The sequence below is a fragment of the Idiomarina aminovorans genome (assembly GCF_023155095.1).
In the GTDB taxonomy this organism is placed as follows: Bacteria; Pseudomonadota; Gammaproteobacteria; order Enterobacterales; family Alteromonadaceae; genus Idiomarina; species Idiomarina aminovorans.
On record NZ_JAKNDA010000011.1, the window covers coordinates 1 to 3,077 of the forward strand.

Annotated in this window: 2 rRNA genes; both read left to right on the forward strand. The window is 52.4% G+C overall.

The features are described from left to right. Positions 1–21 precede the first annotated feature (21 nt). Positions 22–2,908: ribosomal RNA gene (locus tag L8G48_RS13240) — 23S ribosomal RNA — on the forward strand. Between the two features lie 116 nt (positions 2,909–3,024). After that, a 5S ribosomal RNA gene (gene rrf / locus L8G48_RS13660) occupies positions 3,025–3,077 on the forward strand; the annotation flags it as partial.

The window sequence follows — 3,077 nt, forward strand, 5'->3', positions numbered from 1 at the left end:
CCAGACACCTTCGGGTTGTATGGTTAAGTGACTAAGCGTACACGGTGGATGCCTAGGCAGTTGGAGGCGATGAAGGACGTACTAACTTGCGATAAGCCATGATAAGCCAGTAAGAGGCACTTGAGTCATGGATCTCCGAATGGGGCAACCCACTCTGTTTACAGAGTATCCGGCACTGAATCAATAGGTGCCAGGAAGCGAACCCGGAGAACTGAAACATCTAAGTACCCGGAGGAAAAGAAATCAACCGAGATTTCCCCAGTAGCGGCGAGCGAACGGGAAGCAGCCCTTAAGCTTAACTTGTGCTAGCAGAATCCGATGGGAAGCGGAGCCACAGACGGTGAGAGCCCGGTATGTGACGGCGCATGATAAGTGAAATCGAGTAGGTCGGGACACGTGATATCCTGACTGAATATGGGGGGACCATCCTCCAAGGCTAAATACTCCCAACTGACCGATAGTGAACCAGTACCGTGAGGGAAAGGCGAAAAGAACCCCGGCGAGGGGAGTGAAACAGAACCTGAAACCGTGTACGTACAAGCAGTAGGAGCAGACTTGTTCTGTGACTGCGTACCTTTTGTATAATGGGTCAGCGACTTATATTCTGTAGCAAGGTTAACCGGATAGGGTAGCCGTAGGGAAACCGAGTCTTAACTGGGCGTTGAGTTGCAGGGTATAGACCCGAAACCGGGCGATCTAACCATGAGCAGGTTGAAGATTGAGTAACATCAATTGGAGGACCGAACCCACTTATGTTGAAAAATGAGGGGATGACTTGTGGCTAGGAGTGAAAGGCTAATCAAGCCCGGAGATAGCTGGTTCTCCCCGAAATCTATTTAGGTAGAGCCTCGGACGAATACCATTGGGGGTAGAGCACTGTTTGGGCTAGGGGGTCATCCCGACTTACCAACCCCATGCAAACTCCGAATACCAATGAGTAGTATCCGGGAGACACACGGCGGGTGCTAACGTCCGTCGTGAAGAGGGAAACAACCCAGACCGCCAGCTAAGGTCCCGAAGTTATGGCTCAGTGGGAAACGATGTGGGAAGGCAGAGACAGCTAGGAGGTTGGCTTAGAAGCAGCCATCCTTTAAAGAAAGCGTAATAGCTCACTAGTCGAGTCGGCCTGCGCGGAAGATGTAACGGGGCTAAGCCATACACCGAAGCTGCGGCTGCATGATTTATCATGCGGGGTAGGGGAGCGTTCTGTAAGTGGGCGAAGGTGGTTCGAGAGGACTGCTGGACATATCAGAAGTGCGAATGCTGACATGAGTAACGATAATGGGAGTGAAAAACTCCCACGCCGGAAGACCAAGGTTTCCTATCCCATGCTAATCAGGGTAGGGTAAGTCGGCCCCTAAGGCGAGGCGGAAACGCGTAGTCGATGGAAAACAGGTCAATATTCCTGTACCGATGTTCATTGCGACGGGGGGACGGAGAAGGCTAGGTGAGCCGGGCGTTGGTAGCCCCGGTGAAAGTGCGTAGGCTGAGAGTTTAGGTAAATCCGGACTCTTAAGGCCGAGACACGAGACGAGCACCCACGGGTGCGAAGTCATTGATGCCATGCTTCCGGGAAAAGCCTCTAAGCTTCAGATGAACATTGACCGTACCCCAAACCGACACAGGTGGTCAGGTAGAGAATACTAAGGCGCTTGAGAGAACTCGGGTGAAGGAACTAGGCAAAATAGTACCGTAACTTCGGGAGAAGGTACGCCACTGCCGGTAATTGACTTCGCGTCATGAGCTGGTGGTGGCCGCAGTGACCAGGTGGCTGGGACTGTTTATTAAAAACACAGCACTGTGCTAACACGAAAGTGGACGTATACGGTGTGACACCTGCCCGGTGCCGGAAGGTTAATTGATGGGGTTATCTTCGGAGAAGCTCTTGATCGAAGCCCCGGTAAACGGCGGCCGTAACTATAACGGTCCTAAGGTAGCGAAATTCCTTGTCGGGTAAGTTCCGACCTGCACGAATGGTGTAACCATGGCCACGCTGTCTCCACCCGAGACTCAGTGAAATTGAAATCGCAGTGAAGATGCTGTGTACCCGCGGCTAGACGGAAAGACCCCGTGAACCTTTACTACAGCTTGGCACTGAACATTGAACCTACATGTGTAGGATAGGTGGGAGGCTTAGAAGCACTGGCGCCAGTTGGTGTGGAGCCATCCTTGAAATACCACCCTTGTATGTTTGATGTTCTAACTTAGGTCCCTGAGCGGGATTGAGGACAGTGTCTGGTGGGTAGTTTGACTGGGGCGGTCTCCTCCCAAAGAGTAACGGAGGAGCACGAAGGTTGGCTAAGTACGGTCGGACATCGTACGGTTAGTGCAATGGCAGAAGCCAGCTTAACTGCGAGACAGACACGTCGAGCAGATACGAAAGTAGGTCATAGTGATCCGGTGGTTCTGAATGGAAGGGCCATCGCTCAACGGATAAAAGGTACTCCGGGGATAACAGGCTGATACCGCCCAAGAGTTCATATCGACGGCGGTGTTTGGCACCTCGATGTCGGCTCATCACATCCTGGGGCTGAAGTCGGTCCCAAGGGTATGGCTGTTCGCCATTTAAAGTGGTACGCGAGCTGGGTTTAGAACGTCGTGAGACAGTTCGGTCCCTATCTGCCGTGGGCGTTTGAGAGTTGAGAGGGGCTGCTCCTAGTACGAGAGGACCGGAGTGGACGAACCGCTGGTGTTCGGGTTGTCATGCCAATGGCACTGCCCGGTAGCTACGTTCGGGATCGATAACCGCTGAAAGCATCTAAGCGGGAAGCGAGCCTCAAGATAAGCTGTCACTAGCACTTAGAGTGCTCTGAAGGGTTGTTGAAGACGACGACGTTGATAGGCGGGGTGTGGAAGCGTAGTAATGCGTTAAGCTAACCCGTACTAATTGCCCGTGAGACTTAACCATACAACACCGAAGTTGTTTGGAACGTTGCGCACAAGCGAGCGACTTTACCGAATCGAATAAAAGAGAGTGGCGTTATTAAGACGACAGTCAGCTTTACCATGTTGTGACAGTTTATGTCTGGCGGCCATAGCGGTGTGGCACCACCTGAATCCATTCCGAACTCAGCAGT